Annotated in this window: 6 protein-coding genes; 1 reads left to right on the top strand and 5 read right to left on the bottom strand. The window is 73.6% G+C overall.

Annotated elements, in window-relative coordinates; genetic code table 11:
* The 5 genes from M3N57_10965 to M3N57_10945 form a co-directional block, all read right to left on the bottom strand.
* Positions 1-224 (bottom strand): Rho termination factor N-terminal domain-containing protein (locus M3N57_10965; protein MDP9023188.1); only part of this gene is annotated, 224 nt, incomplete at its 3' end.
* Between the two features lie 14 nt (positions 225-238).
* Positions 239-1,219 carry a hypothetical protein gene (locus tag M3N57_10960; protein MDP9023187.1) on the bottom strand — a complete coding sequence of 327 codons (981 nt, stop codon included), beginning with the start codon at positions 1,217-1,219 and terminating at the stop codon, positions 239-241.
* A 55-nt stretch (positions 1,220-1,274) separates the two neighbouring features.
* Positions 1,275-2,747 carry a 2,3-diphosphoglycerate synthetase gene (locus M3N57_10955; GenBank protein MDP9023186.1) on the bottom strand — a complete coding sequence of 491 codons (1,473 nt, stop codon included), beginning with the start codon at positions 2,745-2,747 and terminating at the stop codon, positions 1,275-1,277.
* Positions 2,748-2,754: 7 nt separating this feature from the next.
* Positions 2,755-3,624 carry a metallophosphoesterase gene (locus M3N57_10950; GenBank protein MDP9023185.1) on the bottom strand — a complete coding sequence of 290 codons (870 nt, stop codon included), beginning with the start codon at positions 3,622-3,624 and terminating at the stop codon, positions 2,755-2,757.
* Positions 3,621-4,472, bottom strand: coding sequence for a metallophosphoesterase (locus M3N57_10945; protein ID MDP9023184.1), 852 nt, complete (start codon positions 4,470-4,472; stop codon positions 3,621-3,623). Before M3N57_10945 ends, M3N57_10950 begins: the two co-directional genes overlap by 4 nt.
* Positions 4,473-4,528: 56 nt before the next feature.
* Here M3N57_10945 and M3N57_10940 point away from each other — a divergent pair, with 56 nt between their 5' ends.
* Positions 4,529-4,969: a cyclic nucleotide-binding domain-containing protein gene (locus M3N57_10940; protein MDP9023183.1), complete on the top strand. Its 441-nt coding sequence runs from the start codon at positions 4,529-4,531 to the stop codon at positions 4,967-4,969.
* Positions 4,970-5,116 lie beyond the last annotated feature (147 nt).

Raw genomic sequence — 5,116 nt, 5'->3', positions numbered from 1 at the left:
GGCTCGGGGTGCCCGGCGGTCACCGGGCCGTCGCCGACCGGCGAGCCGGCGGGTGCGTCGACGTCGGCGCCCGCGGGAAGGTGGCCCCGCTCGCCGTTGGACGCCGCCACGATCGCATCGACCAGCTCGGCCTTGCGCAGCCGCTGGTAGCCGCGCATCTGCAGCGCGGAGGCGATCGTCTTCAGCTCGGTCAGCGGCTTGCGCGAGAGGACACTGGGGTCCATCGAGTCTCTCCTGTCTACGGTGCGGACACGGGAGGTCGCACGGAGGGCCGGGGGCCCGGCGGTGGTTGCGGTATGTCAGTGGCGGCGGCGACCACCAGCTCCGTCACCCGCGAGACGGTCGCGTCCAGACTGTAGCTCGAGACGACCGATACGCCGCGGGCGACCGCCAGCTCGCGGATGTGGTCCTGGACCCGGCGGATGTGGGGGAGGCTGTCCAGATAGCGACGGTCGCCGCGGTTGCGCGTCTCCTGCGCCCGCGCGACGAAGTGGCTGCGGTGGGCGTGCTCGTCGTCGACGGTGATCACCATCGAGGCGACGATCGCCTCGTCGGGCGCCGGCGGGTCCAGGAAGCCGGGCACGGCGTGGGCGCCCTCGACGATGAGGTCGGTGCCCTCGAGGACCGCCCGCCGGACGATCTTGCCGATGCCGACCGACACCGCCCGCACCTGCTGGCGGTAGCCGGCCACCACCGGGTCCGCCTCGGCGCGCAGGTCCGGCAGCAGCGAGGGCGTGTCGAACGACGACGTGTACAGGATGGGCATCATCTCCCGGGTGAGGATCCCGCGCATGACCTCGCGCACGGCGTCGGTCGAGACGATCCGCACGATGCCCAGCCGGTTGGCGACCGTCGTGGCGATCGTGGACTTGCCCACGCCCGTGGCGCCCCCGATGAACACGATCAGCGGCACCGAGCGGGTCTGCGCCTGCTGCCAGCAGCGGTAGTTCTGCGCGTAGCGCGGCCCCACCTCCTCCTCGATCACTTGCGCCGCCAGCTCCCGCAGGTCCGCCGTCGACACGGCGTCGGCCCCGTCCGCGCGCAGTCTGCCCTCCACGACCTCCGCCACGTCGTAGGCGCGCCGGGGCGGCAGCCCCGCCGCCATGACCGACGTGGCCATCAGCCCCTTGGAGTAGGGAAGGCCGGCCTTGCCGTCGCGGACCGTGATATGACCCGGCCCGCGAGGTCTGTGGGTGCTCGACAGTGGTGCCTGCTCCATGCTCTCGGGGGTCCGTCCCATGGTCGGCCGGGAGTCGGTGCGGGACCTCGATCCGTCATCCGCGCCGGTCGGGGCCCGCCGGCCCCGGTCCCGGGAAGCGCTCGTGCGCCCGCCGGTACAGGCGGTCGGCCACGGCACCCATCCCGGGGTCCCCTTCCACATCCGTCCCGCGCTCGTCGTCCTCTCCGGCCGTGGTGACCGGGCGGTTGTCGCAGAAGACCACCGGCACGCCCATGGAGGCGGCCGTACGGACCGCGACGTCCACGGCCGCGGCCTTGAGCTCCACCAGCAGCACGTCGAACGCGCCGGCCGCCTCCAGCGCCCTGCTCAGCGCCGGGCGGTCGGCCAGGTCGTTGCTCCAGGCCACCACCCGGCAGCCGTGCCGTTGCTCGAGGAACGCCGCGAGCGACCCGCTGGCGGCGGCGGGTGCGGTCGTCGCGAGGAACACCCTGGCCCCGGCGACCGGACCGAGCGGATGCGGACGAAAAGTGGTCCGGACGACGGGGGTGTTCCGCGCGATGCTGCGGATGGCTCCCACGACACTCGCCACCTGCTGTGGGGAGGAGCGCGGGAGTTCGCCCATTGTAACGACCACCTCGTCGGCGAGCAATACGCGGTAGGGGCCCAGCTGGTCGCACAGCACCGACGGGTCGCAGTCGCCGGGCACGACCAGTGCCGTGGCGTCGGCGTGGACGGGGGGGACGGCGGCCCCGCTGCCCTCCAGGAGGGTGACGTCGCCGGGCAGCCCGTCGGCCAGACGCACCGCGTGGTCGACGTTGGAGTAGACGACCGCGCCCGCCAGCCCCCCGCCGCAGCGGCGCGCACCCACCGTCGCCGCGCCGGTGGTGATAGCGTCCTCGTAGAAGTCGCTGGCGGCGTGCCCGCCGGCGTCGGCGACGGCGAGCAGGTCCTGGGCCTCCAGTCGGGCGCCCGCCGGGACGACGACGGGCCGGGGGGGGCCTCCCCGGCCCATCGCCACGATGACCGGGGTCACGCCAGCGCGGGCCAGCGCACGGGCCAGCTCGGCGGCGACCGCCGTCTTGCCGGTGCGCTTGCCGGTGCCGATCACCGCAATCGTCGGGCGGGCGGCCACCCGGGGGCGCGGGGGCGGCCACAGCCGGAAGTCCGCGCCCTCGTAGGCGACGCCGGCCAGCAGCACCCGGCCGGCCAGTCGCAGCCGCTCACGCTGGTCGAGCACGGGCTCGTCGGACAGGTCGACGACGACGTCGGGCCGGTGCTCGTCCAGCAGCCCCTCCAGCACCCCGGCCGCGGCCTCGACCACGCCGCCGGGGGCGGCGGGGGGCGCCCAGGTGGCGGGCACCCCCACGTCGACGCGCGCACCGTGGCGCGCGACCTTCTCGGTTCCCCCGAGGAACAGCGCCGCGACGGTCCGCGTCCCCGCCTCCGCCAGCTCCGCCAGGGCGTCGCGGGTCACCTGCGGGTAGTGCTCGCCGTCGACGAGCGCCACCGCGCGGCGTGGCCGGGGGTGCGGCACTCCCGCGGGATCGTCGCTGCGCGACGCGGTCACGGGTTCCTCAGGCGATGGGGATGTGGTTGGAGGACAGGAAGTCGCCGGTGACGTGGAAGGCCTCGCGAATCCGCGCCCGGGTCGTGCGACTGCGGATCACCGACAGCTCGCGGCGGCCGTCCTCGTAGTGCGCGAACACCTTGATGGTGGACGCGTCGGTCTGCAGCTCGTTCCACGACGGCGGCACCAGGCCGCGGGTGCGCCGGGAGGCGGTGGTCCCCGAGTTGCACAACAGCATGCCGTTGAGGCCCCAGAAGTAGGGGACGTGGCGGTGCCCGGTCAGCACGACGTCCACGCCGATCTCGTCGAGCACCGGCAGCAGGTCGCCGGCGTCGGTGATGACGTTCAGGTCGCGGCCCGTGCCAGGGATGGCCATCAGGTGGTGGTGCACCATCAGCACCTTGACGTCCGCGGGCTGGTCGAACTGGGCCCGGATCCACGGGTAGCGCTCGCGGCCGACGTGGCCCTCGTCCAGGTCCGGCTGGGAGGAGTCCACGGCGACGACGGTCAGGCCGGTGGCGGCCAAGCGGTCCGCCCGCCACGGGTCGAAGGCGGTCCGGTAGCGGCTGAAGCGGTCCCCGAACAGCTGGCGGTAGTGGACCGTCCCGACGTTGCGCGCGTCGTGGTTGCCGGGCACGACCACCGTCTCCGCCTCGAGGCGGCCCAGCCAGCCCGCGGCGTCCTCGAACTCCCAGCGGAAGCCCGCCTCGGTGAGGTCGCCGACGACCACAACCAGGTCCGGGCGCAGCCGGTTGACGCGCTCGACGACGGAGCGCATCAGCCCCTCGTCGAACGTCACGTCGCCACAGCGCAGGCTCGACAGCTGCGCGATGCGCAGCGCGCTGCGGGCGATGCCGTCGCCGCGTCCGCCGGTCACTCGGCCAGCAGGGGGTTGGAGCTGCGGAACTCGTCGGTCACGAAGAACGCCTCACGGATCGACGTGCGGTGGGCGCGGGTGCGGATCACCGACAGCTCGCGACGGCCGTCCTCGTAGTGCAGGAAGACCTTGATCGTCGCGGCGTCGACCCGCACCTCGTTCCACGACGGGGGCGTCAGCCCGCGCACCCGGTGGGTCGACGCGGTGCCCGAGTTGCACAGCAGCATCCCGTTGACGCCCCAGAAGTAGGGCACGTGCTTGTGGCCCGACAGGGCCATGTCCAGGTTCAGCTCGGTGAGCAGCTCCAGCAGGTCGCCGGCGTCGGTGATGATGTTGCGCTCCCGGCCCGTGCCCGGGATGGACACCAGATGGTGGTGCAGCACGAAGACTTTGAAGTCGTCCGGCTCGTCGAACTGGGTGCGGATCCACTCGTAGCGCTCCCGGCCGATGTGGCCGGCGTTGAGGTCCGGCTCGGAGGAGTCGACCGCCACCACGGTCAGGCCGGACGCCTGCAGCCGCTCCGCGCGGGCGGGGTCGAAGGCCTGACGGTGGCGGGAGAAGCGGTCGCCGAACAGCCGCCGGAAGTGCAGGTCGCCGACGTTGCGCGCGTCGTGGTTGCCCGGCACCACCACCGTGGGGGCCTCGATGGCGCCCAGCCACCGCCCGGCCTCCTCGAACTCCCACTCGTAGCCGTCGGCCGTGAGGTCGCCGCCCACCACGACGACGTCCGGGCGCAGGTCGTTGATCCGGTCGATCACCGACCGCATCAGCTCCGCGTCGAACGAGACCGTGCCGCAGTGGATGTCGCTCAGCTGGGCGATCCGCAGCGGCGTCGTCGCAAGGCTCACTCGGCGACCGTCCGTCGGGTCGGGTTAGCATATCGGCGCCGAAAGGGGGGTGAGCGGTGGCGCCACCGGTCTCGCACAGCCTCGTGGAGGCGCTGCGCACCGTGCCGGACTTCGCGTCCCTGGACGACGCCACGCTCCTGCAGATCCTCGGCGTGTCGATGAACCTGGTCTGGTCGGCCGGCAGCGTGGTCTTCGACGAGGGGGCCCCCGCCGAGGCGCTGTACGTGGTCCTGTCGGGCCGCGTGCGCATCTACGAGGCCGGCGAGGACGGCGAGGACGAGGTCGCGGTCATGGAGGCCGGCGACTACTTCGGCGAGCACTCCCTGCTGCGCGACACGACGCACTCCAAGGGCGCCCGCGCCATGCAGGACAGCGAGCTGATGGTCATCCCCGCCGACTCCTTCCGCGCGCTGCTGGACGGTGACCCCGACCTCGCCGGGCTCATCGAGGCCACCCTGCGCTCCCGCGTGCAGGGCGGCGGACGTCCGAGCGACTGACTCCCGCTCGCGTCAGCCGGCGCGATCCGCGGACACCCGCGCCCCGGCCAGAGCCCAGTCGAGCGGGACCAGCCGCCAGCCGTCGGTCAAGTGGCGGCGGACCAGCGCCACGGCCCCGTCGTCGCCGCGCCCGGCGACGGCCAGCAC

This window comes from Actinomycetota bacterium, assembly GCA_030776725.1.
Taxonomy (GTDB): Bacteria; Actinomycetota; Nitriliruptoria; order Nitriliruptorales; family JAHWKO01; genus JAHWKW01.
Note: the sequence above shows the minus strand (reverse complement) of the source record. Positions and strands in the feature narration are given on the sequence as shown.